Genomic DNA, 24,826 nt, shown 5'->3' with positions numbered 1-24,826 from the left:
GTCAGGCCGCCGTCCAGCCGCCATCGACGCTGAGGTTCGCGCCCGTGATGTTCGCCGCCTCGTCGCGCGTCAGGAAGCTCGCGAGCGCCGCGACCTGCTCGACGGTGACGAACTGCTTCGTCGGCTGCCCAGCGAGCAGCACGTCGTTGATCACCTGCTCGCGCGTCATGCCGCGCGCCTTCATCGTGTCGGGGATCTGGTTCTCGACGAGCGGCGTCCAGACATAGCCCGGGCTGATGCAATTGACCGTGATCCCGGCGTCGGCGACCTCGAGCGCGACCGTCTTGGTCAGCCCCGCGAGCCCGTGCTTCGCGGTGACATAGGCCGATTTGAACGGCGAGGCGACGAGCGAGTGCGCCGATGCGGTGCCGATGATCCGCCCCCATTTCCTCTTGCGCATCCCCGGCACGGCGTGGCGGATCGTGTGGAACGCCGCGGTCAGGTTGAGCGCGATGATCATGTCCCACTTCTCGACCGGGAAATCCTCGACCGGCGATACGAACTGCATCCCGGCATTGTTGACGAGGATGTCGACGCCGCCGAAATCCTTGTCGGCGCGCGCGAACATCGCCGCGATCTCGTCGGGCTTGGTCAGGTCGGCGCCGTCATGGCCGGCCCGGCCCCCGCTGATCGCCTCCAGCCCCTTGCGCTCGGCCTCGACCGCATCGGCGTCGCCGAAGCCGTTGATGATGATGTCGGCGCCGTCAGCGGCGAAGGCCTTGGCGATGCCGAGCCCGATGCCCGAGGTCGATCCGGTGACGAGGGCGGTCTTTCCTTTGAGGCGCATTTGGGGGTCCTTTCGTTGGGGGGAGATTCTCAACCGACGTCCGTGCCGGGTTTCGGCTTCAGCCCGCCCGATTGCACGGCGAAGCTGTCGGACCGGCCCTCGGCGATGCTTTCGGCGAGCAGATGGCCGTCCTTCATCGCCGCCTCGACCGCGGCGCGGCCGAGCGCCCAGTTGACCTCCATCGTCGAACGCGAAAATTCGAAATCGCGCGCTCCGGTCTGCCACGCGGGCGGCTCGTGGATCAGTTGGACGACGTTGAGCGCCTTGCTCTCGACCATCCGCCGCACCGCCTTCACTTCGGCAAGGCCGGCGAATTCGTCGGGCAGCTTCGCGAGCATCCGGTCGATCAGCCGATGCTCCTTGCGCCGCCGCACCAGCCCGTCCGAAATCCGCCGCGTGCGGCTCGAATATCGGATGTCCTTCTCGCGCGACCAGGCTTGTTCGAGGTCGTGCGGCCGCTCCCCGCGCGCGGGAAACAGGTCGACCTGAAACACCAGCATATCGTCATCCGCCGCCGCGACGACATGTTCGAGCGGGGTGTTCGACACGAGCCCGCCGTCCCAATACCAGTGACCGTCGATCTCGACCGGCGGCAGCCCCGGCGGCAGCGCCCCCGACGCGAGAATATGCCGCGCGTCGATCGTGTCGCAAATCGTGTCGAAATAGCGAAAATTGCCGGTCTCGACCGCCACCGCGCCGACCGACAGCCGCACCTTGCCCTTGTTCACCCGCTCCCAGTCGACCAGCCGATCGAGCGTCGCCGCGAGCGGCGCGGTGTCATAGAAGCTCACCGCCTCGGGCGTTTGCCGCTCGGCAAGCGCCGGCGGCGGAAAGCGCGGGGTGAAAAAGCCCGGCACGCCGAACGCCATCACCTGCCCCGCCGCCGCCATATGCGACCATTCGCGCGCCCAGTCACTGTCGGGGGTCGGCAGCGAGGGCAGCGCCGACGACACGCCTTCCCAAAACTCGCGCATCTTGCCCACCGCCTGATCGCGCTCGTTGCCCGCGATGATCGCCGCGTTCACCGCGCCGATCGAAATCCCCGCGACCCAGTCGAGTTCGATGCCGAGGTCGATCAGCGCCTCATATACGCCCGCCTGAAACGCCCCGAGCGCGCCGCCGCCTTGCAGGACGAGAACGACGAGGTCGGGAAGCGGCAAAGCGGCACGGATGGCTCGGCGGGGCATGGACTTGGGGTATCCTCTGGCTTGGAGCGAGACCCATGTTGCACCGCAGCACGCGCCATTGCAATGGCTTGTCGGCTGCGAACCCCCTTCCAATTGCCCGGCGCTGCTGTAACACTCGCGCCGGAACGACCTTGATGGTGGAGAAGCCCGATGCGCCTCGACGATTATGATCCCGGAGACGATATTCGCGATCTGGGCCGGGGCGGCGGCGGTTTCGGCGGCGGCGGGGGCGGTGGTCTCGGCGGGCTGCTGATCGGTTTCCTGCCGATGCTGCTCGGACGCAAGATGGGTTGCGGGACGATCCTGATCCTCGGTGTGGCCGCCTTTTTCCTGCTCGGCCCCGGCGCCAATATGCTCAGCATGGGTGGCGGCACCAGCGACCCGTTGGCCGACAGCCGCAGCGGCGCGAACGTCGCTTGCGATACCGAAGGCGAACGTTTCGCGTGCAACGTCTTCGGTTCGACGCATCAGGTGTGGGGCGAGCTGATCAACGGCTACCAGAAGCCCACGCTCAACTTCTTCACCGACCAGAACCGGTCGGGCTGCGGCGCGGCGCAAGCGGCGATGGGCCCCTTCTATTGCCCCGCCGACCAAGGCATCTATCTCGACACCGCCTTCTTCCGCGAACTCGAACAGCGTTTTGGCGCCGCCGGCGACGCCGCGCAGGCCTATGTCGTCGCGCACGAGGTCGGGCATCATATCCAGACGATCAGCGGCATCTCGAATCAGGTCCGTCAAGCCCAGGGGCAAAGCTCGCAGGCCGAGGGCAATCAGTTGCAGGTCCGCATGGAGCTGCAGGCCGATTGCTACGCCGGCGTCTGGGCGTCGCGCGCGCGCAACAGCGCGGGCCAGCCGGTGATGGAGCCCGGCGATATGGAAGAAGCGATGCGCGCCGCCAACGCGATCGGCGACGACACGCTGATGCGCTCGGCGGGCCAGCGCCCCGTCCCCGAAAGCTTCACCCACGGGACGAGCGAACAGCGCATGAGCTGGCTGCGCCGCGGCCTGCAATCGGGGGATCCGCGCCAGTGCAACGCCTTCGATACCGCCATCTGAGCGCCGCGCTCGCGGCTTCCCTGTTGGCGGCATCGCCCGCGTCGGCCGAAACCCTCTATATCGCGGCGGGGCGGCTGATCGACGGCGTGTCGAACGACGTCCGCACCGGCCAGTGCATCACCGTCGAGGCCGAGCGCATCAAGGCGGTCGGCCCATGCGGCGCGCCGCCCGAAAGCGCGACGCGCATCGACTGGTCGGGCTTCACCGTCCTCCCCGGCCTGATCGACCTCCACACCCACCTCGCCGACCTCGGCCAGAGCGCCGACCTCGCCGCACCGATGAAGGCGTCGCCCGCCGAAACCGCGCTCGTCGGCGCCCGCAACGCGCGCGTCACGCTCGAAGCGGGCTTCACCAGCGTGCGCGACGTCGGCACCTATCGCGGCCTCACCGACGTGGCGCTCCGCAACGCGATCGACCGCGGCGACGTGCCCGGCCCGCGCATGTGGGTCGCGGGCGCCTATCTCACCATCCCGAAGGGCGGCGGCGAACTCAACGGCGTCGTCCCGAACGAGCAATTGCCCCCAGACATGCGCCTCGGCGTCGCCGCGACGCCCGAAGAAGCGGCGGAGAAGACCGCCTATCTGCTCGACCACGGCGCCGATTTCATCAAGGCGATCGCGACCGGCGCGGTGCTCGCGATCGGCACCGAACCCGGCGCCCCCGAACTGACGGTCGAACAGCTCCGCGCGATCGTGGAGGTCGCGCATGCACGCGGCAAAAGGGTCACCGCGCACGCGCACGGCGCGATCGGCATTCAGAACGCGATCAACGCCGGAGTCGACAGCATCGAACATGCGAGCCTCGCCGACGAGGCGACGCTACAGCTTGCGAAAAAGCACGGCACCTGGCTCGCGATGGATATCTACAACGGCACCTATATCGACGAGGTCGGCACGAAGGAGGGCTGGCCCGAGGAATATCTGCGCAAGAATCGCGAGACGACCGACGCGCAGCGCGCCGCCTTCCGCCGCGCGGTCGAGCTCGGCGTCAACATCGGCTATGCGACCGACGCCGGCGTCTATCCGCACGGGCTCAACGCGCGCCAGTTCCGCAATATGGTCAAATATGGCATGACCCCGATGCAGGCGATCCAGTCGGCGACCGGCCGCGCCGCCGAGGAAATGGGGCGCGGCGACATCGGCGCGATCGTCCCCGGCCGCTATGCCGACTTCGTCGCGGTCAAAGCCGACCCGCTCGCCGACATCGGCGTGCTCGAAAAGATCGACCATGTGATGAAGGGCGGCGTGCTGGTGCGCTGAGGAATGGGATCTTTGATCTGACCCACCCAAACCCGTTCGTGTCGAGCGAAGTCGAGACACCTATCGTTGTCGCGCAAGGTCGATGGGTGTCTCGACTTCGCTCGACACGAACGGATGTAAGGGCGCAGATTTAAGGCACGTCGCCCAAGCCGGGCGAGGAAGCCACAACCTCACGCTCAGCCTTCTTCCCACGCAACTTCCTGCCAGCCGCCGCAATCTGCGCCCGCCCCATCCGCGACGCCGCATGGATCTCCGCCCGCGCCAGCAGCAGCGCCAGATCCTCGCGGCCGATGTCGAACGTCTCGCCCAGATCGTCGAGCGCCGCGTCGATGTCATCCATCAGCACCCCCGTCGCCGCGCTTGCGACCGCCGGCTTGCCTTCGACCGGCGCGGCGCGGTGCGGATAGCTGTGCCCCGAAAAACGGTGAAAGGCCCAGCCCGCCGCGACGAGGAGCAGCGAATTGACGAGCATCGGCAGCAGCAGGTGCGCGGCGTGTCCCGATTGCAGCGTGTGCCCGCCGATCACCGCGCTCAGCGCTGCGGCCCCGCCCGGCGGATGCAGACAGCGCAGCAGCGACATGATCAGGATCGCGCCGCCGACCGCCAGCGCGGCCGCCGGCGCCGGCTCCGGCACCATTCCCATAACGATTACCCCGAACGCCGCCGACAGGACGTTGCCGCCCACGATCGACCAAGGCTGCGCGAGCGGGCTCGCCGGAACCGCGAACAGCAGCACCGCCGACGCGCCGACCGGCGCGACGATCCACGGCGTCGCCGCGGGAAAGAACAGCACGCACAGGACGCCGACGACCGCGACCCCGATCAGCGCGCCGACGCTGCCGATCGCGCGGTCGCGCAGGCTCGCGCCCGCCAGCAGCGGCACGAACAGGCGGTGGGTGGTGGTCGACAGCGCGCGAAACAAGCGATTCTCCTCTTCGGGCCGCGCCGATGAACCAGAAAGGCATCGCGATCCAGACAGCTTTGATTTGAAAAGGCGAAGCTGGATTAGCACTCGGGCCTTGAACCGGCTCGTCGCGGCGTTAAACCCCCCGCCATGCGAAACATGCTCCTCACCAGCGCGATCGCGCTCACCGCCGCCCTTTCCGCCCCCGCCATGGCCCGTCCGATGACCGAGGTCGACCTCGCGACGCTGAACCGCGTCGCCGCGCCGGCGGCATCGTCCGACGGCCGCTGGGTCGCCTTTCAGATGACCGAGACCGAGACGGGGACCTACAAAAGATCGACTGGCCTCTGGCTCGTCGACCGCAACGCGAAGGGCGCAAAGCCGACCCCGGTCGCCGACACCGCCGGAAAGAACGAAACCTCGCCCGCGTTCGACAAGGACGGCTTCCTCTATTTCCTCTCGAACGCCTCGGGCAAGGATCAGGTCTGGCGGATCGACCCGAAGGCGGGCGGCGCCGCGACGCAGGTCACCGACACGCAGGCCGACGTCGCGGGCTTCAAAATCTCGCCCGACGCGGCCAAGCTGCTCGCCTGGGGCGACATCGCCAAAGAATGCACCGATTTCGGCTGCGAAGCGAAGGATAAGGGCGCGCTCCCCGGCCCCGGCACCGGCCGTCTCTACAAGGATGGCGCGGGCTTCGTTCGCCACTGGGATCATTGGGAAACCCCCGGCACCTACAGCCGCCCCTTCGTCTTCAACCTCGAAGGCGGCAAGGCGACCGCCGCGCGCCCGGCCGACGCCGGCCTGATCGGCGACACCCCCTCCAAACCCTTTGGCGGCGGCGAGGAACTCGCGTGGGGCGCCGACAGCCGCACCATCTTCTTCACTTTGCGCAAGGCCGATCGGGGCGAACCGATGTCGACCAACCTCGATATCTACAGCTGGCTCGTCGACAGCCGGATGATGCCGGTCAATCTGACGCAGGACAATCAGGCGACCGACACGTTGCCGACCCCCTCGCCCGACGGCAAATGGCTCGCTTATGTCGCGATGGCGCGCCCGGGATACGAGGCCGACCGGCTCGTGCTGATGCTGCGCAACCTCGAAAGCGGCGAGACCAAGAAGCTCACCGACGCATGGGATCGCTCGGTCGGTTCGATCGCCTGGGCGCCCGACGGCAAGTCGCTTTACGTCACCGCGCAGGACACGCTCGAACATCCGCTATTCCGCGTCGACGCCGCGACGGGCAAGGTCGAGAAATTGAAGGCGTCGCCCGATGAATATGCGGGCAATATCGGCGATGTCACCCCGCTCCCCGGCGGCGCGCTCCTCTATTCGCGCAACAGCGCGCTCGCGCCGACCGACCTCTTCGTGCGCGATGCCAGGGGCAAGGTCGGCCAGCTCACCGACGTCAACGCCGCGACCCTCGCCGAATTCGACCCCGTCGAGCTCGAGCGCATCCAGTTCGCGGGTGCGAACGGCGACAAGGTTTGGGGCATGATCCTGAAACCCGTCAGCCCGGTGCAGAAGCTGCCGGTCGCCTTCATCGTCCATGGCGGCCCGCAAGGCAGCTTCGGCAACAGCTGGTCGACGCGCTGGAACCCGCGCCTCTTCGCGCAGCAGGGCTATGGCGTCGTCACCGTCGATTTCCACGGCTCGACCGGTTACGGCCAGGCCTTCACCGACAGCATCAACAAGGATTGGGGCGGCAAGCCGCTCGAGGATCTGAAGCTCGGTCTCGCCGCGGCGGGGCAGCAGGATGCGCAGCTCGACATCAATAACGCCTGCGCGCTCGGCGCCTCCTATGGCGGCTATATGATGAACTGGATCGCGGGCCAGTGGACCGACGGCTTCAAATGCCTCGTCCAGCACGACGGTGTGTTCGACCTCCGCGCGATGGCGTTCGAGACCGAGGAATTGTGGTTCGACGAATGGGATCATGGCGGCCCGTGGTGGGAACGCACCGACCCCGAAAAGTGGAACCCGGTGAACCATGTCGACAAGTGGAAGACCCCGATGCTGGTGATCACCGGCGAAAAGGATTTCCGCATCCCCTACACCCAGGGCCTCGCCGCCTTCACCGCGCTCCAGCGCCGAAATGTTCCGTCGCAATTGCTCGTCTTCCCCGACGAAAATCACTGGGTGCTCAAGGGGGCGAACAGCGTCCAGTGGCACCAGACGGTGTTCAGTTGGCTGGGCGAGCATCTGAAAAAGTAAGCCGACGTCACCTTTCCTCGTCACCCCGGACTTGATCCGGGGCCCGCCTTCTTGAAGAAACAGGCGGGTGCCGGGTCAAGCCCGGCATGACGATCGGGAAAGAATGAACACCCCCTTGCCGCGCCGCATCATGGCTGGCAAAGCGCGGCGCATTATGCCGATGGAAAAAACCTTCGATCCCGCCGCTATCGAGGCGAAATGGGCCCATATATGGGAAAGCCGCGGGCTGTTTCGCCCGTCGCGCCCCGACGCGACCCCCTTCACGATCGTCAACCCGCCGCCGAACGTCACCGGCGCGCTCCACATCGGCCATGCGCTCGACAACACGCTGCAGGACGTGCTCGTCCGCTACGAACGCCTGCGCGGCAAGGACGCGCTGTGGGTCGTCGGCATGGACCATGCCGGAATCGCGACGCAGATGGTGGTCGAACGTCAATTGAACGAGCGCCAGCAGAAGCGCACCGATTTCACGCGCGACGAGTTCGTCGACAAGGTCTGGGAATGGAAAGCGGAAAGCGGCGGCCAGATCACCGGCCAGCTCCGCCGCCTCGGCTGCTCGATGGACTGGAGCCGCGAGCAGTTCACGATGGACCCGCATTTCACCGAGGCCGTCGTGAAGGTCTTCGTCGATCTCCACAAAAAGGGCCTGATCTACCGCGACAAGCGCCTCGTGAACTGGGATCCGAAGCTCAAGACTGCAATCTCGGACCTCGAGGTCGAATCGCGCGAAGTGCCGGGCCATATGTGGCATTTCAAATATCCGCTCGCGGGCGGCGAAACCTACACCTATGTCGAACGCGGCGCCGACGGCAACGTCGTGCTGCAGGAAGAGCGCGACTATATCGCGATCGCTACCACGCGCCCCGAAACGATGCTCGGCGACGGCGCGGTCGCGGTGCACCCGGATGACGAGCGCTATCGGCCGATCGTTGGAAAATACTGCGAGATTCCTGTCGGTCCGAAGGAACATCGCCGCCTGATCCCGATCATCACCGACGAATATCCCGATCCCGACTTCGGGTCGGGCGCGGTCAAGATCACCGGCGCGCACGACGAGAATGACTATGGCGTCGCGCAGCGGGGCGGCATCCCGATGTACCGCCTGATGGACGAGGTCGCGGCGATGCGCGCCGATGGCGCGCCCTATGCCGAGGCCGCCGCGCGCGCGGTGGAGATCGCGAAGGGCGCGACCGCAACCCCGGCCGAAATCGACGCGCTCAACCTCGTTCCCGAGGAATATCGCGGGCTTGACCGCTACGAAGCGCGGAACCGCGTCATCGCCGACATCGACGCCGAAGGGCTGATGGTGAAGGTCGAGGACAAGCTGATCATGCAGCCGTTCGGCGACCGCGGCGGCGTAGTGATCGAACCGATGCTCACCGACCAATGGTATGTCGACGCCAAGACGCTCGCGCAGCCGCCGATGGCCGCAGTGCGCGACGGCCGCATCAACATCGTCCCCAAAACGTGGGAAAAGACCTTCTTCAACTGGATGGAGAATATCCAGCCCTGGTGCGTCTCGCGCCAGCTCTGGTGGGGTCACCGCATTCCGGCCTGGTACGCCGACGACGGCCGCATCTTCGTCGCCGAGACCGAGGAAGAAGCGCAAGGTCAGGCCGGCGCCGGCGTCGCCCTCACCCGCGACGAGGACGTCCTCGACACCTGGTTCTCCTCCGCCCTCTGGCCTTTCGCGACGCTCGGCTGGCCCGAGGACAGCGACCTCGTCAAACGCCATTACCCCAACGACGTCCTCATCTCCGGCTTCGACATTCTCTTCTTCTGGGATGCGCGCATGGCGATGCAGGGGATGGAGTTCATGGGCGACGTGCCGTGGAAGACGCTCTACCTCCACGGCCTCGTCCGCGCGCCCGACGGCGCGAAGATGTCGAAGTCGAAGGGCAATGTCGTCGACCCGCTCGGGCTGATCGACCAATATGGCGCTGATGCGCTGCGCTTTTTCATGGCGGCGATGGAAAGCCAGGGCCGCGACATCAAGATGGATGACGCGCGCCTCGCGGGCTATCGCAACTTCGCGACCAAGCTTTGGAACGCCGCGCGCTTCTGCGAAGCCAATGGCATTTCGGCCTCGACCAGCTTCGAAGCGCCGCCCGCGACGCTCCCCGTCAACCGCTGGATCATCGGCGAGGTCGCCGCGACCGTCGCCGCGATGGAAACCGCCTTCGCCGCCTATCGCTTCGACGAGGCCGCGAACGCGATCTACAGCTTCGCGTGGGACCGTTTTTGCGACTGGTATCTGGAGCTGATCAAGGGCGCGATCGACGATGAGACCAAGGCCGTTGCCGGCTGGGTGCTCGACCAGATCCTCGTCATGCTCCACCCCTTCATGCCCTTCATCACCGAAGAACTTTGGACAGGGCTCGGCGACCGCGCCGATTATCCGCTGATCACCGCCAAATGGCCCGCGCCAAACGCGGCGCGCGACGCCGACGCCAGCGCCGACATCGACTGGCTGATCAAGCTCGTCAGCGAGCTGCGCACCGCCAAGGCCGAACTCGGCTTGCCGCCCGGCGCGCGCCTGACCGCGCATTTCCCGGCGTCGCTGAAGCCCCGCACCGACAAGCTCGCCGCGCAGCTCGACCGCCTCGCGCGTCTCGAAAACGTCAGCTTCGACCCCGCCCCCGCGGGCGCGTCGGCGCAGCTCGTCGTCGAGGGCGAGACGATCACCGTGCCGCTCGAAGGCGTGATCGACATCGCCGCCGAACGCGACCGCCTGACCAAGGCGCTCGCCGCCGCGGCAAAGGAACGCGATGGCCTCGCCGGCCGCCTGAACAACCCGTCGTTCGTCGAGCGCGCCAAGCCCGAAGCGGTCGAAAAGGCGCGCGCCGACCACGCCGCCAAGGAGGCCGAAGCCGACCGCCTGACCGCCGCACTGGCCCGCCTGGGGTGACGGGCGGCGAAGCTCCCGTCACGCCGACGCCCGTCGCGGCGGCCGCCGACCCCGCCGCGAGCCCGGTCCCGCCGCGCCAGACCGCGCGCGGCGGCGGGCGGATGGATCTCACCCAGGGTCCGATCACCAAAACGCTGATCCTCTTCGCGCTGCCGACGCTCGCGTCGAACATTCTCCAGACATTGTCGGGCTCGGTGAACGCGATCTGGGTCGGGCAATTCCTTGGCAACAGCGCCCTCGCCGCGACCGCCAACGCCAACATCATCATGTTCCTGATGTTCGGCGCCTTTTTCGGCTTCGGCATGGCGGCGACGGTGCTCATCGGCCAGTCGATGGGCCGCGGCGATATCGACGCCGCGCGCCGCGCGACCGGCGGCGTCATCGGCCTTGCGTTGATCTTCTCGGTCGTCATCGCGATCGTCGGCTGGTTCGCGTCGGATCGCATCCTCGGCTGGCTCGAAACCCCGCCCGAGGCTTTCGCACTCGCGCATGATTACCTCCGCGTCACCTTCCTCGCCGTCCCCGCCTCGATGCTCAGCGTGACGCTGATGATGGCGTCGCGCGGCGCCGGCGACGCGGTGACGCCGCTCCGCTTCATGATCCTCGCGGTCGTGCTCGACATTATCTTCAACCCCGTGCTGATCCTCGGCCTCGGCCCCTTCCCGCGCCTCGGCATCGCGGGCAGCGCGCTCGCGACCGCCGCCGCCGGCACGATCAGCCTCGCGGGCATGATCGGCTGGTTCTACGCGAAGAACCACGTCCTCCGCCTCCGCGGCCACGAACTCGCCTATCTCTACCCCAAATGGTCCGAACTGCGCTTCATCATCGGCCGCGGGCTGCCGATGGGCGCGCAGATGCTCGTCATCTCGGGCGCCGGGCTCGTGATGGTCGGCCTCGTCAATCGCGAGGGGCTCGTCACCGCCGCCGCCTATGGCGCGACGCTTCAGCTCTGGAACTATATCCAGATGCCCGCGCTCGCGGTCGGCGCGGCGGTCAGCTCGATGGCGGCGCAGAATATCGGCGCGAACCGCTGGGACCGCGTCGCCTCGGTGACGAACAGCGGCATCGCAATCAACCTCGCGATGACCGGGGTGCTGATCGTCCTCCTCCTGATCTTCGACCGCGCCGCGCTCGCGCTCTTCCTCGGCAGCGAAAGCCCCGCGATCGACGTCGCGCGCAATATTCAGCTGATCGCGACCTGGACCTTCCTGCCCTTCGGCACGACGATCGTGCTGATCAGCACGCTGCGCGCCAACGGCTCGGTCGTGCCGCCGCTCGTCATCCTCTTCCTGTCGATGTTCCCGATCCGCCTCGGCATCTATTATTTCGGCTATCCAACGGTCGGCAGCGACATCCTGTGGTGGAGCTTTCCCTTGTCGTCGCTCGCCTCGCTCGCGATGGCGTGGGCGATCTACCGGCGCGGGGGCTGGCGCCGCACGCTGCCGCAACCGGCGACCTGAACCGCGCCGTCAATCCGCGCCACCCTGAATCCGTTCGCATCGAGCCCTTCGACTGCCTTGGCAGGCGCTCAGGATAAACTTCGGCCCGCGCCGAAGTCGAGATGCCCCTCGATCTCGCGCCGTTCCGACGGGTGTCTCGACTTCGCTCGACACGAACGGGATAGGTAGCTCAAATTCGAGCTCAACGCTTTACGCCGGCCCCTTTCGACCAAGGCGCGCGCAGCTTCGACTGGCGGCCCGGCGCCCGCTAGCCATCGACCGGCTTTTGCCGCTAAAGCAACGTCAATGAATGTGACAAACCGTAAAGACGCGCTGCGCGACCAGCGCGCGAAAATGCTGGCGGCGGCGCCCGACTGGCGCGCCTCCGACGCCCGCGTCAACCCGCGCGTCGCGATCGGGTCGATCATCGCGATGTGGCTGATCTATTTCCTGATCACCACGGGCCTCGCGATGCTGACGGGCGCGCCCGAACAATGGTCCTATGCCGGCCGCCGCGCGATCGTCGTCATCGCGGGCATATTATGCACCTTCGTCCTCTATCAGCTGCTCCAGCGCGCCCAGCCGCAAAGCTTCGGCGCGCGCCTTGCCGCCGCTTTGGGCGCTGCCATCCCGCTCGTCGTCGTCTATGCCACGATCAACCTCTTCGTCTTCTTCTATTGGTTTCCCGCGCCCGATACCGCGAAGATCATCGAGGAAGTGCAGTCGAAATTCCCCGTCGCGTGGGAAATGGTACTGATCCTCGACAGCTCGATCCGCTGGTATTTCTTCTTCGCCGTCTGGGCCGCGCTTTACGTCGCCTTCGGCTATGCCAATGAAATGCGCGCGGTCGAACGGCGCGCCAATCATTTCCGGATCGAAGCGCAGACCGCGCAGCTCCGCGCGCTCCATTATCAGGTCAATCCGCACTTCCTCTTCAACACGCTCAATTCGCTGTCGACGCTGGTGCTCAAGGGGTCGAAGAGCGAGGCCGAGACGATGATTATGAACCTCGCGTCCTTCCTGCGCTCGAGCCTGGCGGTCGATCCCGAACAGCTCGTCAGCCTCGACGAGGAGATCGCGCTTCAGCGTCTCTATCTCGATATCGAACAGACGCGCTTTCCCGACCGGCTTCAGGTCGAAGTGGCGATGCCCGACGAGCTCAAAAACGCCTGCGTTCCGGTGCTGATCCTGCAACCGATCATCGAAAATGCGATCAAATATGGCGTTTCGCCCAGCAAGGGAAAGATCGCGATCCGCCTGACCGCCAGCGCCGAATATGGCCTGCTCATCCTGCGCATCGAAAACGACATCGACCCCAAGGCGCCAGTTCCCGCTTCGGGCACCGGACTCGGCCTCGGCAATGTCCGCGAGCGCCTGCTGACGCGCTATGGCCCCACCGCGGGTTGCGAATGGGGGCCGTCCGACGATGGCGGCTTCGTCGTTTCGCTCTGGCTGCCACTGGCACGGGAGGCTTGTTAAGATGCTGCAAACACTTCGCACCCTCATCGTCGATGATGAACCGCTGGCGATCGAGCGCCTGCAAATCCTCGCCGGGCAACAGGATGGCGTCGCCCTCGTCGGCACCGCCAGCGACGGCGCCTCGGCGCTGCGCATGGTCGACGCGCTCGCGCCCGACCTCCTGCTCTGCGACATCGCGATGCCCGATCTCAACGGGCTGGAGGTCGCCGCGGCGATCGAGGCCATGGACAATCCGCCCGCGGTCGTCTTCGTCACCGCCTTCGATCGCTATGCCGTGGCGGCGTTCGACGTCGCGGCGGTCGATTATCTGCTCAAGCCGGTGTCCCCCGATCGCCTCGCCCGCGCTTTGTCGCGCGTTCGCGAATGGCGCGCGACCGAGCGGGCGCCGGCGCAAAAGAGCAAGTGGATCAACGAATTCTGGGTCCAGAACCGCGGCGAGATGCTGCGGATCGATGCCGGCCAGGTCGATCTGATCGAGGCCGAGCGCGACTATATGCGCCTTCACGTCGGCGGCCGCAGCTGGCTGATCCACCAGACGATCAAGTCGCTGGAAGCGCGCATGAACCCCGACCAGTTCATGCGAATCCACCGGTCGAAGATGATCCGCCGCGAAGGAATCGTCGGATTGAAGCATCATGGCGACGGCGCGTGGAGCGTCGACCTGGGCGACGGCGGTGTCCACCGCATCGGCCGCACCTACCTCCACGACGTCAAGGCGATCATGCACGCCTGACGAAAAGAGCGGCGGTGCCGCGAGCTCGCCGGAAAACATCGGCTTTGGGTTGAAGAGCGGACGTTCGTACTACAGCCGCCGGGATCCCGACACATCCAAACTAGCTGTCTCCACGGTCTCTAAGCGCCCAATAGATTAAGGCCATCAATGCGACACCGACGATGGGCGCTCCATAATATAGGGCTGCAGCCAGCACATCCGTTCGGCATCCATGGTCAGGCACAGGGTCGCCGATTTGGATCTTAATATCCGGGCAAAATGCGACGTCGGCGGAGATTGTCATGAGCCAGTATGCAGCGCAAACAATTAGGAGGCAGAGAACCGCCCCACCGATTTCCTTTACAGTCCTCAAATCTTGTCCCCGGCCAATTTGTGTGGTGCCCAGATGATCATGAAGCTGAACGTCCGCAATCGGCAGCGGATATTCCCATGTTCCGTTCGTGTCGAGCGAAGTCGAGACACCCATCGAAAGAACGCTTAGCCCGAGGGGCATCTCGACTTCGCTCGATGCGAACGGATATTTTAAGGCGCAATGTCCGCTCCCGACTGAAAAAAGGACGGTCATGCCGCTGGGGCATGACCGCCTTCTTGGGACACATATGGTCGGGGTCGTCAGGGAGCGGAGAGGATGACGATCCTGCCGCGATCGGCGTAGCGGGCGCCCTCGCCGTTGAACAGCGCCGCCAGCTTCGTATCGGCGTCGGCCATGGCCGTATCTTCGCAGCGGTTGGAGGCGCCACGCTCGCGCAGGCTGGGACGATTTTGCGGCCGGCTGCCGCAGACCTTCCGGACCGCATATTTTACGCGCGTGGTCAGCCGCTCGCGTCCCTCGACGCTCGACAGGTTCAGATCGTCATATCGGACGATCGCGGTGCGCCGCTCGCCATCGTCGCCGGCCGCGGGGGTCGCCGCGGCGGGAAGGGAAAAGCCGGCCGTCGCCAGCGGCGCCGCCAGCAGCATGAGTGAAAGTTTCGCCATGGGGGAGTCCTCTCTACAAGGGATGCGGGATACCGGATCGCGGACCGGGGAGACCGTCTTCCGATATCCCGCAACACGGGTGATACGCCCTGGACGCCACGGGATTCATCCTTGGATCGATCGGGGCGAACGGCCGCTCGATTTACGGACGAAATGCTTCCAGCCGTCGACGAATGGCCGACGGCGGGGCAATATCATGGCGCCAAGCTTGCATCGCGCGCGCGCTTGGGGCCAAATCAGCCGGTGGCGTGGAAATTATCTTTCGCGGCGAGTCGGCGCGGCGGCGAAATTCTGGTCCGCTTGCTCTTGCTTGCGCTCGCCGGAACGCTCATCGGGCTGCTGCTGGGCGAAACGGTCGCCAAGCCGCTCGCGGCAGTTCGCGGGGGCGCTGATTCCGCCTCCTTCACGCAGTACAGCGCCAATCCGGACGCGCGCGTGCGGCAGGGCGCGACCGCCGCGCCGTGCATCGGATGCCCCGACAGCTATGGAGTCGCGGCCAGGCTCCGCGCCGAACGCGAGCCGAGGATGGACGGCGCCTTTCGCGAGCTGGGCGCCGTCGAGATCGACGCACCGCCGCCGGCCGAGCTCGCCCCCGAACCCGCCCACGACGGCTATCGATATGGCGGCCGCTTCCCCGATCCGCTCGAAACGGTCACCCCCGAAAGCAATGGCATGAATCCGCCGACAATGCACAGCGCCGACCCACCCATCCAACCCGCAATAAAATCAGGCTCCTCCCCTTCAGGGGAGAGCCTTATCGGCCTCGACCCAAGCTCTTTCGACCCTGATCATCTTTGAACGAAAGACGTCGCCTCTCTTCCGTCATCCCGGCGAAGGCCGGGATCTCACCCTATCGTGTTGACGCACCGGCGAGGTCCCGGCCTTCCGGGATGACGATCAAAAAAAAGATCGCGCTCCACCCCTACTGCGGCGGCACCGGCGCGGGCGGCGCGCAGCGCGTCGTATCGCCCGCCTTGCACGCCGCGGCATCGGCTTCCCATTGGATCCGTTCTTCGGCCGACATGGCGGCGACGCGCGCCTTTTCGGCCTCATAGGCCGCGGTTTCGTCGGTATAGACCTGCTGGTCGTGCGCCACCTGCTGCTGCGCCGCCGACACTTCCTGCGCATAGGTCGTATTGTCGGCGCGGGCGCGCGAGGCCTGCGCGGCGTTGAGCCGCGCGGTATTCGCGCGCTCCTCGGGCGTCGTGCCGTCGGGTGCCGTCTCTTCTCCGGCGGCTTCGGGTGCGGGGGCGGGTTCGGCTGCCGGTGCCGCCTCGGGCGTCTGCCAGGCCATCGCCTGGCCCGAAGCGAGCAGCGCGAAGGCGGCGGCCGCCGTCCAAATCCTTCTGGTCATCGAAGTCACTCCTTCAAAATATCGGTTCCGGCGATCGAACGCGTGGCCCGGTGGACCGTTCCGCCCGAATTGACCTCGGATCGGGCAGCCGCCATGCTGGACGCCTCCATCCTGTCCGATCGGCCGACCCTTTGCCAGCACTCCCGAAACACCCGCTCAATCGCCCGGTATTCTTCACGCCGCTCGCGGTGCTTCTCGCCGCCGTCATCCTCAGCCTGTGGCAGGGGCCGGCCGTGCTCGCGGCAGAAACCGCGATCAACGACTGGATTCTCGGCAATTTCTCGCCGCTCTTCGCCTGGGCCGGGATCGGCTTTCTCGCGCTGCTCGCGGGCATCGCGCTCTCGCCGCTCGGCGGGCGGATCATCGGGGGGCCGGACGCCGCGCCCATCCTCTCGCGCTGGCGCTGGTTCGCGGTGACGCTCTGCACCACGATCGCGACCGGCATCCTTTTCTGGGGCGCGGCCGAGCCCTTGTTCCATCTCAACGATCCGCCCGCAATGCTGGGGCTCGAACCCGGCAGCGACGCCGCCGCGACCTTCGCCATGTCGACGATGTTCCTCCACTGGACGCTGACGCCCTACGCCATCTACACCGTCGCCGGGCTCGCCTTCGCGCTCGTCTATTACAACCGCCGCGAACCGTTCAGCCTGTCGTCGCTCTTCGTCCCCCTGCTCGGCCAGCGCGCGCATGGCCCCGTCGGCACCGGGATCGACATCATCTGCCTCTACGCGCTCGTCGCCGGCATGGCCGCCTCGCTCGGCGCCGGCCTGCTCGCGCTCGCCGGCGGGGTCGAGGGGATCGGCGGTTTCGACGGCGGCACCGCACTGCGCTGGGCGATCGCGGCGGCGATCGTCGCGAGCTTCCTCATCTCGGCAGCGACCGGCGTACAAAAGGGCATCGCCGGCCTTTCGGTGCTCAACACCTGGATTTTCTTCGCGATCATCGCCTTCGTCCTGCTCGCTGGCCCCACCGCCTCGATGCTCGAGCTCGCGCTCCGCGGCACCTTCGATTACTTCCAGACCTTCCTCCCCCGCAACCTCGGCCTCGACGTCGACACCGACTGGCACCGCCAATGGACGATCTTCAACTGGGCCAACTGGTTCGCCTGGGCGCCGGTCACCGCGCTCTTCCTCGGCCGTCTCGCCGTCGGATACAGCGTGCGCGCCTTCATCCTGTACAACCTGATCCTGCCGTCGCTGTTCGGCGCGGTGTGGATGACCGCGATCGCCGGCGCGACGATCGCGCTCGACCAGCAAAGCGGCGCCGGCCTCTATGCGATCCTTACCGCGCAGGGCCCCGATCCCGTGCTGTTCCGCCTGTTCAGTGCGCTCGGCGGAGGCCCCGTCGTCGCGGCGATCGTGCTGTTCGCGATCTTCCTCTCTTACGTCGCGGGCGCCGACGCCAATGTGTCGGCGATGAGCGCGCTGTCGACGCACGGCATCTCCCCCGAACGCCCCGAAGCGCCCTTGTGGGTGCAGGCGGTGTGGGGCGTGACCGTCGGCCTTGTCGCGCTGGTTCTCGTCGCGGGCGGCGGGCTCGACGGCATCCGCATGATGTCGGTGCTCGGCGGCTTCCCCGCGCTGTTCGTGATCGTCGGCGCCGCACTCTCGCTCACCGTGATGGCGGTACGGGGACGGCACGAAGCCGCCCCCGCCCGATCCTGAGAAAGGGGCCTCAGGACTACCAGATTTTCGTGCGCGCCTCGGGCGTCAGATAATATTTTGCGCCCGCTTCAACGCCAAACGCCTTGTACCACGCATCGACATTGCGCACGGGCCCGATGATGCGCCAGCGCGCCGGGCTGTGCGGATCGCTCGCGACCTGCTGCTTGATCGCATCCTCGCGCGCCTTGTCACGCCATGCCTGCGCAAAAGCGAGGAAGAAGCGCTGATCGCCGGTCAGCCCATCGATCACCGGCGCTTCCTTGCCGCCCAGCGAGCGGTGATAGGCGTCGTATGCGACCTCGAGCCCCGCCAGATCGGCGATATTCTCGCCCATCGTCAGGTCGGGATTGATGAAGGCGCCCGGCGCGGCCTCATAAGTCGCATATTGCGCGCCGAACGCCTTTGCCTGGGCATCGAAGCGCGCCGCGTCCTCCGCCGTCCACCAGTCGCGCACCGCGCCCTCGGCGTCGATCTTGCGGCCCTGATCGTCGAAACCATGCGTGATTTCATGGCCGATCACCGCACCGATCGCGCCGTAATTGACCGCATCGTCGACGCTCTCGCTGAAATAGGGCGCCTGCAGGATTCCCGCCGGGAACACGATCTTGTTCTCCAGTCCGCCATTATAGGCGTTCACCGTCTGCGGATTCATCGCCCATTTCTTGCGATCGACCGGTTTATTAAGGTCCGACAGCGCATAGGCATATTCGAAGGCGGCGCTGCGCTTCACATTGCCGTAAAGATCGGCGGGGTCGATCTTCAGCGCCGAATAGTCGCGCCATTTGTCGGGATAGCCGACCATGACGTCCATCTTCGCGAGCTTCGCCAGCGCCGCATCCTTCGTCGCGGGCGCCATCCAGCTGTTGGCCCGGATGCGATCGCCCATCGCAAGCTTCAGATTGGCGACGAGCACCTCCATCTTCGCCTTCGCGCTCGCCGGAAAATATTGCTTCGAATAGGTTTCGCCGACCAGTTCGCCGAGGCTCCCGTCCACCAGCGTCAACCCGCGCTTCCAGCGTGGGCGCAGTTCGCCCACCCCGCTCAGCGCCTTCGTATATTCGAAACGGCTGTCGACGAACGCCTTGTCGAGATAGGGCGCGGCATTGTCGGCGACGTGGAACTGCTGCCACAGCTTGATCGTGTCGAGCGGGGTTTTGGCATAGAGCGCCGCGATGTCGCGTACCGCGGTCTTTTCGTTAACGATGATACGTTTCTGCGGCGCAATGCCGGCGCCGGCGAACCACGCCTTCCAGTCGAGCCCCGGCGCATAGGCGGCAAGCTCGTCCGACGACATCGGGTTGTTGATCTTGCCGATGTCACGGCGGTCGGCGATCGCCCAGCTGACTTTCGCGATCTCGGTCTCGAACGCCATGATCGCATCGGCGGCTTTTTCGGGGTCGGCATTACCCGCCATCTTCATCGTGCGCGCGATATAGGCGCGATAGGCATCGCGCTGCGGCTTGAAACTGTCATTGAGATAATAGTCGCGCTCGGGCAGGCCGATCCCCGCCTGCCCCAGCCACAGCACATTGACCGTCGGATCGGCGGTGTCGGCATAGGGCCCGCCGCTGACGATCGTCGAACCGAACGTCCCTTGGGTGCCGCCCATGAAGCGCGCCATCGCGCTCTTGTCCTTGATCACGGCGACCGCGGCGATGTCGGCCATTAGCGGCTTTGTGCCCAGCGCCTCGACCCGCGCGTCGTCCATGAAGCTCTGGTAAAGGCCGCCGACCTGGCTCGCCGCGGGCGCGCTTGTGACAAGCTGGCGAAGCTGGCGCTGGGTCAGATTATAGACGTCATAATCGACCCCCGCCGAGGCTTGGTCGGCCGGGATCTCGGTTCGGGCGAACCAGCCGCCGTTGGCATATTTGTCGAAATCGTCGCCCGGCTTCACCGACGTGTCGCGCGCGCCGAGGTCGACGCCCCATTTGCCGAAGGTCAGCGCCGTCAGCGCGCCTTCCGCCGAAGCATCGCCTTCGCCCGTTTCCGCCGCCGCCTTGAGAGCACCGCGCGCATTTACATCATTCGCCATGGTGGGCGTCGCAATCAACGCTGCCGCAATCGCCAGTCCCGCGACGCTCGAAGTAAAATTCTTCATATCCCCAGTCTCCCATTCCCCGGCGCCGTCCGATCAAGGCGGCGCGCATGGCGTATTTGTCCGCCTGCCGGGACGAAGGGTCAAGCGAGCGGGCCGACGCTGGTCGAAGCCTTTGTGGGGTTGGTGGAAACACCCGCATTGCGGCGTCGCATCCGGCCCCCTATCTATGCGGCGAACGGGCGCAAACCGCTCTTGCGCCATCAGAACAAATCTGGAACAAACCCCTCCCATGAGTCTCACCCATATTTTCCGTCAGCATGGGTTTTCCCAATGCTGACCCACATCAAGGTTCGCGGCGCGCGCGAGCATAATCTCAAGGGCGTCGACGTCGACCTGCCGCGCGACGCGCTGATCGTCATCACCGGTCTGTCGGGCAGCGGCAAATCGTCACTCGCCTTCGACACCATCTATGCCGAGGGACAGCGGCGCTATGTCGAGAGCCTGTCGGCCTACGCGCGCCAGTTCCTCGAAATGATGCAGAAGCCCGATGTCGAGCATATCGACGGGCTGTCGCCGGCGATCAGCATCGAGCAGAAGACGACCTCGCGCAACCCGCGCTCGACCGTCGCGACGGTGACCGAGATCTACGACTATATGCGCCTGCTCTGGGCGCGCGTCGGCATTCCCTATTCGCCCGCCACCGGCGAACCGATTTCGGCGCAGACGGTCAGCCAGATGGTCGATCGCGTGATGGAACTGCCCGAAGGCACCCGCGCCTATCTGCTCGCGCCCGTCGTCCGCGGCCGCAAGGGCGAGTATAAGAAGGAACTTGCGCAGTGGCAGAAGGACGGCTTCACGCGCGTCCGCATCGACGGCGAATTCTACGAGATCGGCGAGGCGCCCAGCCTCGACAAGAAATACAAGCATGACATCGAGGTCGTCGTCGACCGCGTCGCGGTGCGCGAAGGCCTCGAAACGCGGCTCGCCGACAGCTTCGAGACCGCGCTGAAACTTGCCGAAGGTCTCGCCTATGTCGACCTCGCCGACGGCCCGGTACCGGGGCGCGAGGAGGAGGACACCGGCGGCGCGATGAAGGGCGCGGGCATCCCCGCCAACCGCCTGATTTTCTCCGAGAAATTCGCCTGCCCCGTCTCGGGCTTCACGATCGCCGAGATCGAGCCGCGGCTGTTCAGCTTCAACGCGCCGCAGGGCGCCTGCCCCGCGTGCGACGGGCTCGGCGAGCGGCAGGAGTTCGACCCCGACCTCGTCGTCCCCAACCATGCGCTGAGCCTGAAAAAGGGCGCGGTCGTGCCGTGGGCGAAATCGAACCCGCCCTCGCCTTACTATATGCAGGTGCTCGAAAGCCTCGGCAAAGCGTACGGCTTCGACCTGACGACGCCGTGGCAGGATTTGCCGGGCGAGGTTCAACTCATCATCCTCTATGGCAGCGGCGGCAAGCCCGTCGAGTTGACCTTCAAGGACGGACGCCGCAGCTATACGACGCACAAGGCGTTCGAGGGCGTCATCGGCAATCTCAACCGCCGCCTGCTGCAGACCGAAAGCGCGTGGATGCGCGAGGAGCTGAGCAAATATCAGGCGCCGCATCCGTGCGAGACCTGCCATGGCGCGCGGCTGCGCCCCGAACCGCTCGCGGTGAAGATCGCGGGCGAGGACATCAGCATGTCGGCGCAGCGCTCGGTCGCCGACGCGCTGAACTGGTTCAGCACCCTCGAGGAAAAGCTGAACGACACGCAGAAACAGATTGCGAAAGCGATCCTGAAAGAGATCAACGAGCGGCTCGGCTTCCTCAACAATGTCGGGCTCGACTATCTCAATCTCAACCGCACCAGCGGCACGCTCAGCGGCGGTGAGAGTCAGCGCATCCGCCTCGCCTCGCAAATCGGCTCGGGGCTGTCAGGCGTGCTCTACGTCCTCGACGAACCAAGCATCGGGCTGCATCAGCGCGACAACGACCGGCTGCTCGCGACCTTGAAGCGCCTCCGCGACCTCGGCAACACCGTCATCGTCGTCGAGCATGACGAGGATGCGATCCGCCACGCCGATTATGTCGTCGACATGGGCCCCGGCGCGGGCGTCCACGGCGGCGAGATCGTCGCCGAGGGATCGCTCGACGAGGTGCTCAAGAACACGAAGAGCCTGACCGCGGCGTATCTGACCGGCGCGAAGAAGATCGAGGTGCCGAAGCACCGCCGTCCCGGTAACGGCTTCGACCTCGTGCTCAAGGGCGCGCGGGCGAACAATCTGCAGAATGTCACCGCGAAGATCCCGCTCGGCACCTTCACCTGCGTCACCGGCCTGTCGGGGTCGGGCAAGTCGAGCCTGATCATCGACACACTCTACGCCAGCGCGGCGCGCGTGCTCAACGGCGCGCGGATGGTCGCGGGACCGCACGACAGCCTCAAAGGGCTCGAACATTGCGACAAGGTCATCGACATCGACCAGTCGCCGATCGGCCGCACGCCGCGCAGCAACCCCGCGACTTATACCGGCGCCTTCACGATCATCCGCGACTGGTTCGCGGGGCTGCCCGAAAGCCAGGCGCGCGGGTACAAGCCGGGGCGCTTCAGCTTCAACGTCAAGGGCGGGCGGTGCGAGACCTGCACCGGCGACGGGCTGATCAAGATCGAGATGCACTTCCTGCCCGACGTCTATGTGACGTGCGAGACGTGCCACGGCAAACGCTACAACCGCGAAACGCTGGAGGTGAAGTTCAAGGGGATGAGCATCGCCGACGTGCTCGACATGACGGTCGAGGATGCGGCGGACTTCTTCAAGGCGGTGCCCGCGATCCGCGACAAGATGGCGATGCTCGTCCGCGTCGGGCTCGGCTATATCAAGGTCGGGCAACAGGCGACGACGCTGTCGGGGGGCGAGGCGCAGCGCGTCAAGCTCGCCAAGGAATTGTCGCGCCGCTCGACCGGGCAGACGCTCTACATCCTCGACGAGCCGACCACCGGCCTGCATTTCGAGGATGTGCGCAAGCTGCTCGAAGTGCTCCAGGCGCTCGTCGACCAGGGCAACAGCGTCGTGGTGATCGAGCATAACCTCGACGTCATCAAGACCGCCGACTATATCCTCGACCTCGGCCCCGAAGGCGGGGTCAAGGGCGGCGAGATCGTCGCGGCGGGAACGCCCGAACAGGTGGTGAAGGCGAAGCGCAGCTTCACCGGCCAATATCTGGCGCCGCTGCTGGGGAAGTAAGAAGCCCCTCCCGTTTACGGGAGGGGTTTGGGGAGGGCCTGTTGCCTCTCCGCACGAAGGACACATGCCCTCCCCCGACCCCTCCCACAAGTGGGAGGGGAGATTCAGCCCATCAACTTCGCAGTAATATCCTCGGCAGCATAAATCCGGATCACCGGCGGATGCGGCGACAGCGCGCGCATGTCGGCGACGAAGTCGCGCGCCGCGGGCAGCGCAAAATGGGCGCGGACCGCATCGACGCTCTCCCACTCCTCGACGAACATCAGCCGGTCGGGGTTTTCGACATCGACATGGCAATGATGCGCCAGACACCCCGCCTCGCCGCGCGACCGCGCACTATGCTCGGCGCCGAGCGCGATCATGCGCTCGCGATGTTCGGGAGTGAGGATGACATCGCCGGTGATTATGATCATGCCCTGCGTAAACTCATCCTGACGGGTTAATCGAGGCTGCTGTTGCCAAAAGCAGGAACGGCCCATATTCAATTACCCATTATGCGATGGAGGGTAAAGAGACATGAACATTAGCAACGATGCTGCCTTTGAAGAAGAGGTCAGAAAAATTGCTAAACAACTTTTCCCTGGGGTTAACCCAAACGACAGCAGATATGCAGACGGTCGCGAACGCGATGGGCTTTTCGACGATGGGGAATGCGTTCATATTTTTGAGGCTACAGTATCGAAGAAAACCGACAAGGTAAAAAATGATATCAGAAAAAGCTCAGAATTAGTTGGGAAGATTCGCCGAGAAAAGCCAACCCATAATGTTAAAATATGGATTGTTACTGCGGAACCGCCAACTGCGGATCAGATCGAAGAGGGGGTCAAGGGACGAGCAAGGGCAAGATGTCCGATCGAAGTTTGCGGTTTCGAATCGCTTTACAATAGACTTTTTGACGCAAGAGAATTCCTTCGGCTTCGCTCGAATTATCCATTTGGGAGCATCCGGAATCCCGACAATGATAACGATAAAAATGTCCCGTTGAGTGAGTACATCGAAGTTAGATTTTGCGACCGCGCGGGAAATTCTGAAATTTCTGTAAGCGATATATGCAAAAAGATTCAGTCGCCCGGGTATAGAGGCGCTATAATAGGCGACTACGGCGCGGGAAAGAGCATGGCTCTTCGTCATATTTACTATAAAATGTACTCTCTATTTGAAAATCATAAAACCACTCAATTTCCCATATATTTGAATCTTCGCGATCATTTTGGACAAACTGATCCGTCGGAAGCCCTAATTAGACACGCTACGAAATTGGGGCACCCATCGCCCCATCGGTTAGTTTCGGCATGGAGAGCGGGGTACTCCACGCTAATTCTCGATGGATTCGACGAACTGTCTCCTACGCAACTTTCTTCAACTACGAGAAATTTGCGTGACGCACGCCTCGCAGCATCGATTTTACTTTCAAATTTTCTCTCAGAATCGCCAGTTCAAACTTCGATTGTGTGCGCAGGAAGGCTTCATTATTTTGACGATGAAAAGGAAATGCGTAGAGCGATCGTGACGTGACCCCCTGGTTTCCACCAGCCGGGATTAGAGCCCAGCAGCTTTGTTGCGCATGAGCGCGGTGTAAGCAATGGCCTGTGCAGCGGAGC

General features: G+C 65.1%; 19 protein-coding genes. 11 read left to right on the top strand and 8 right to left on the bottom strand.

Features of this window, described 5'->3' with window-relative positions; translation table 11 throughout:
* Position 1: 1 nt before the first annotated feature.
* Positions 2-787: a 3-hydroxybutyrate dehydrogenase gene (locus tag GGR90_RS07720; protein WP_167920881.1), complete on the bottom strand. Its 786-nt coding sequence runs from the start codon at positions 785-787 to the stop codon at positions 2-4.
* A gap of 29 nt (positions 788-816) precedes the next feature.
* Positions 817-1,974 carry a patatin-like phospholipase family protein gene (locus GGR90_RS07715; RefSeq protein WP_167920880.1) on the bottom strand — a complete coding sequence of 386 codons (1,158 nt, stop codon included), beginning with the start codon at positions 1,972-1,974 and terminating at the stop codon, positions 817-819.
* 150 nt (positions 1,975-2,124) lie between these two features.
* Between GGR90_RS07715 and ypfJ the strand changes: the two genes are divergently transcribed.
* The gene (ypfJ, locus tag GGR90_RS07710; protein ID WP_167920879.1) at positions 2,125-3,030 is read left to right on the top strand and encodes a KPN_02809 family neutral zinc metallopeptidase; all 906 of its coding nucleotides are present in this window, start codon (positions 2,125-2,127) and stop codon (positions 3,028-3,030) included.
* On the top strand, positions 3,003-4,289 hold the full coding sequence (locus GGR90_RS07705; protein ID WP_167920878.1) for an amidohydrolase family protein: 1,287 nt from the start codon (positions 3,003-3,005) through the stop codon (positions 4,287-4,289). Before ypfJ ends, GGR90_RS07705 begins: the two co-directional genes overlap by 28 nt.
* A 130-nt stretch (positions 4,290-4,419) precedes the next feature.
* On the opposite strand, the gene GGR90_RS07700 is transcribed toward GGR90_RS07705, so the two are convergent.
* Entirely contained in the window at positions 4,420-5,211 is a 792-nt protein-coding gene (locus GGR90_RS07700; RefSeq protein ID WP_245198528.1) for an HPP family protein, read from the bottom strand.
* 132 nt (positions 5,212-5,343) lie between these two features.
* On the opposite strand from GGR90_RS07700, the gene GGR90_RS07695 reads away from it, so the two are divergent.
* The 5 genes from GGR90_RS07695 (at position 5,344) to GGR90_RS07675 (ending at position 13,969) form a co-directional block, all read left to right on the top strand.
* Entirely contained in the window at positions 5,344-7,410 is a 2,067-nt protein-coding gene (locus tag GGR90_RS07695; protein WP_167920877.1) for a S9 family peptidase, read from the top strand.
* Between the two features lie 154 nt (positions 7,411-7,564).
* Complete coding sequence (locus tag GGR90_RS07690; protein ID WP_167921508.1) at positions 7,565-10,318, top strand: valine--tRNA ligase; 2,754 nt, start codon at positions 7,565-7,567, stop codon at positions 10,316-10,318.
* Positions 10,315-11,778: an MATE family efflux transporter gene (locus GGR90_RS07685; RefSeq protein ID WP_342449913.1), complete on the top strand. Its 1,464-nt coding sequence runs from the start codon at positions 10,315-10,317 to the stop codon at positions 11,776-11,778. The genes GGR90_RS07690 and GGR90_RS07685 overlap by 4 nt, the downstream gene beginning before the upstream one ends.
* Positions 11,779-12,063: 285 nt before the next feature.
* Positions 12,064-13,236, top strand: a complete 1,173-nt coding sequence (locus GGR90_RS07680; RefSeq protein ID WP_167920876.1) for a sensor histidine kinase — start codon at positions 12,064-12,066, stop codon at positions 13,234-13,236.
* Between the two features lies 1 nt (position 13,237).
* On the top strand, positions 13,238-13,969 hold the full coding sequence (locus GGR90_RS07675) for a LytR/AlgR family response regulator transcription factor (protein ID WP_167920875.1): 732 nt from the start codon (positions 13,238-13,240) through the stop codon (positions 13,967-13,969).
* Positions 13,970-14,069: 100 nt separating this feature from the next.
* Here GGR90_RS07675 and GGR90_RS07670 read toward each other — a convergent pair whose 3' ends face one another.
* Together GGR90_RS07670 and GGR90_RS07665 are read right to left on the bottom strand one after the other, a co-directional pair.
* Positions 14,070-14,534: a hypothetical protein gene (locus GGR90_RS07670; RefSeq protein ID WP_167920874.1), complete on the bottom strand. Its 465-nt coding sequence runs from the start codon at positions 14,532-14,534 to the stop codon at positions 14,070-14,072.
* Positions 14,535-14,581: 47 nt separating this feature from the next.
* Positions 14,582-14,947: a UrcA family protein gene (locus GGR90_RS07665; protein ID WP_167920873.1), complete on the bottom strand. Its 366-nt coding sequence runs from the start codon at positions 14,945-14,947 to the stop codon at positions 14,582-14,584.
* A 153-nt stretch (positions 14,948-15,100) separates the two neighbouring features.
* On the opposite strand from GGR90_RS07665, the gene GGR90_RS07660 reads away from it, so the two are divergent.
* Positions 15,101-15,745, top strand: coding sequence for a hypothetical protein (locus GGR90_RS07660; RefSeq protein ID WP_167920872.1), 645 nt, complete (start codon positions 15,101-15,103; stop codon positions 15,743-15,745).
* A gap of 124 nt (positions 15,746-15,869) precedes the next feature.
* Here GGR90_RS07660 and GGR90_RS07655 read toward each other — a convergent pair whose 3' ends face one another.
* Positions 15,870-16,301, bottom strand: a complete 432-nt coding sequence (locus GGR90_RS07655; protein WP_167920871.1) for a hypothetical protein — start codon at positions 16,299-16,301, stop codon at positions 15,870-15,872.
* 131 nt (positions 16,302-16,432) lie between these two features.
* Between GGR90_RS07655 and GGR90_RS07650 the strand changes: the two genes are divergently transcribed.
* Positions 16,433-17,965, top strand: coding sequence for a BCCT family transporter (locus GGR90_RS07650; protein WP_167920870.1), 1,533 nt, complete (start codon positions 16,433-16,435; stop codon positions 17,963-17,965).
* Positions 17,966-17,981: 16 nt separating this feature from the next.
* On the opposite strand, the gene GGR90_RS07645 is transcribed toward GGR90_RS07650, so the two are convergent.
* A complete protein-coding gene (locus GGR90_RS07645) occupies positions 17,982-20,063 on the bottom strand; it encodes a M13 family metallopeptidase (protein ID WP_167920869.1) in 2,082 nt (693 codons plus the stop codon).
* A 270-nt stretch (positions 20,064-20,333) separates the two neighbouring features.
* Here GGR90_RS07645 and uvrA point away from each other — a divergent pair, with 270 nt between their 5' ends.
* Complete coding sequence (gene uvrA / locus GGR90_RS07640) at positions 20,334-23,225, top strand: excinuclease ABC subunit UvrA (protein WP_167920868.1); 2,892 nt, start codon at positions 20,334-20,336, stop codon at positions 23,223-23,225.
* A gap of 104 nt (positions 23,226-23,329) precedes the next feature.
* Here uvrA and GGR90_RS07635 read toward each other — a convergent pair whose 3' ends face one another.
* Positions 23,330-23,638: a putative quinol monooxygenase gene (locus GGR90_RS07635; protein ID WP_167920867.1), complete on the bottom strand. Its 309-nt coding sequence runs from the start codon at positions 23,636-23,638 to the stop codon at positions 23,330-23,332.
* A 103-nt stretch (positions 23,639-23,741) separates the two neighbouring features.
* Between GGR90_RS07635 and GGR90_RS07630 the strand changes: the two genes are divergently transcribed.
* Complete coding sequence (locus GGR90_RS07630) at positions 23,742-24,740, top strand: NACHT domain-containing protein (protein ID WP_167920866.1); 999 nt, start codon at positions 23,742-23,744, stop codon at positions 24,738-24,740.
* Positions 24,741-24,826: the final 86 nt, after the last annotated feature.

It is taken from the genome of Sphingopyxis italica (assembly GCF_011926545.1).
GTDB lineage: Bacteria > Pseudomonadota > Alphaproteobacteria > Sphingomonadales > Sphingomonadaceae > Sphingopyxis > Sphingopyxis italica.
The sequence above is the reverse complement of the archived record's forward strand: the minus strand, read 5'-3'. Positions and strand labels throughout refer to the sequence as shown.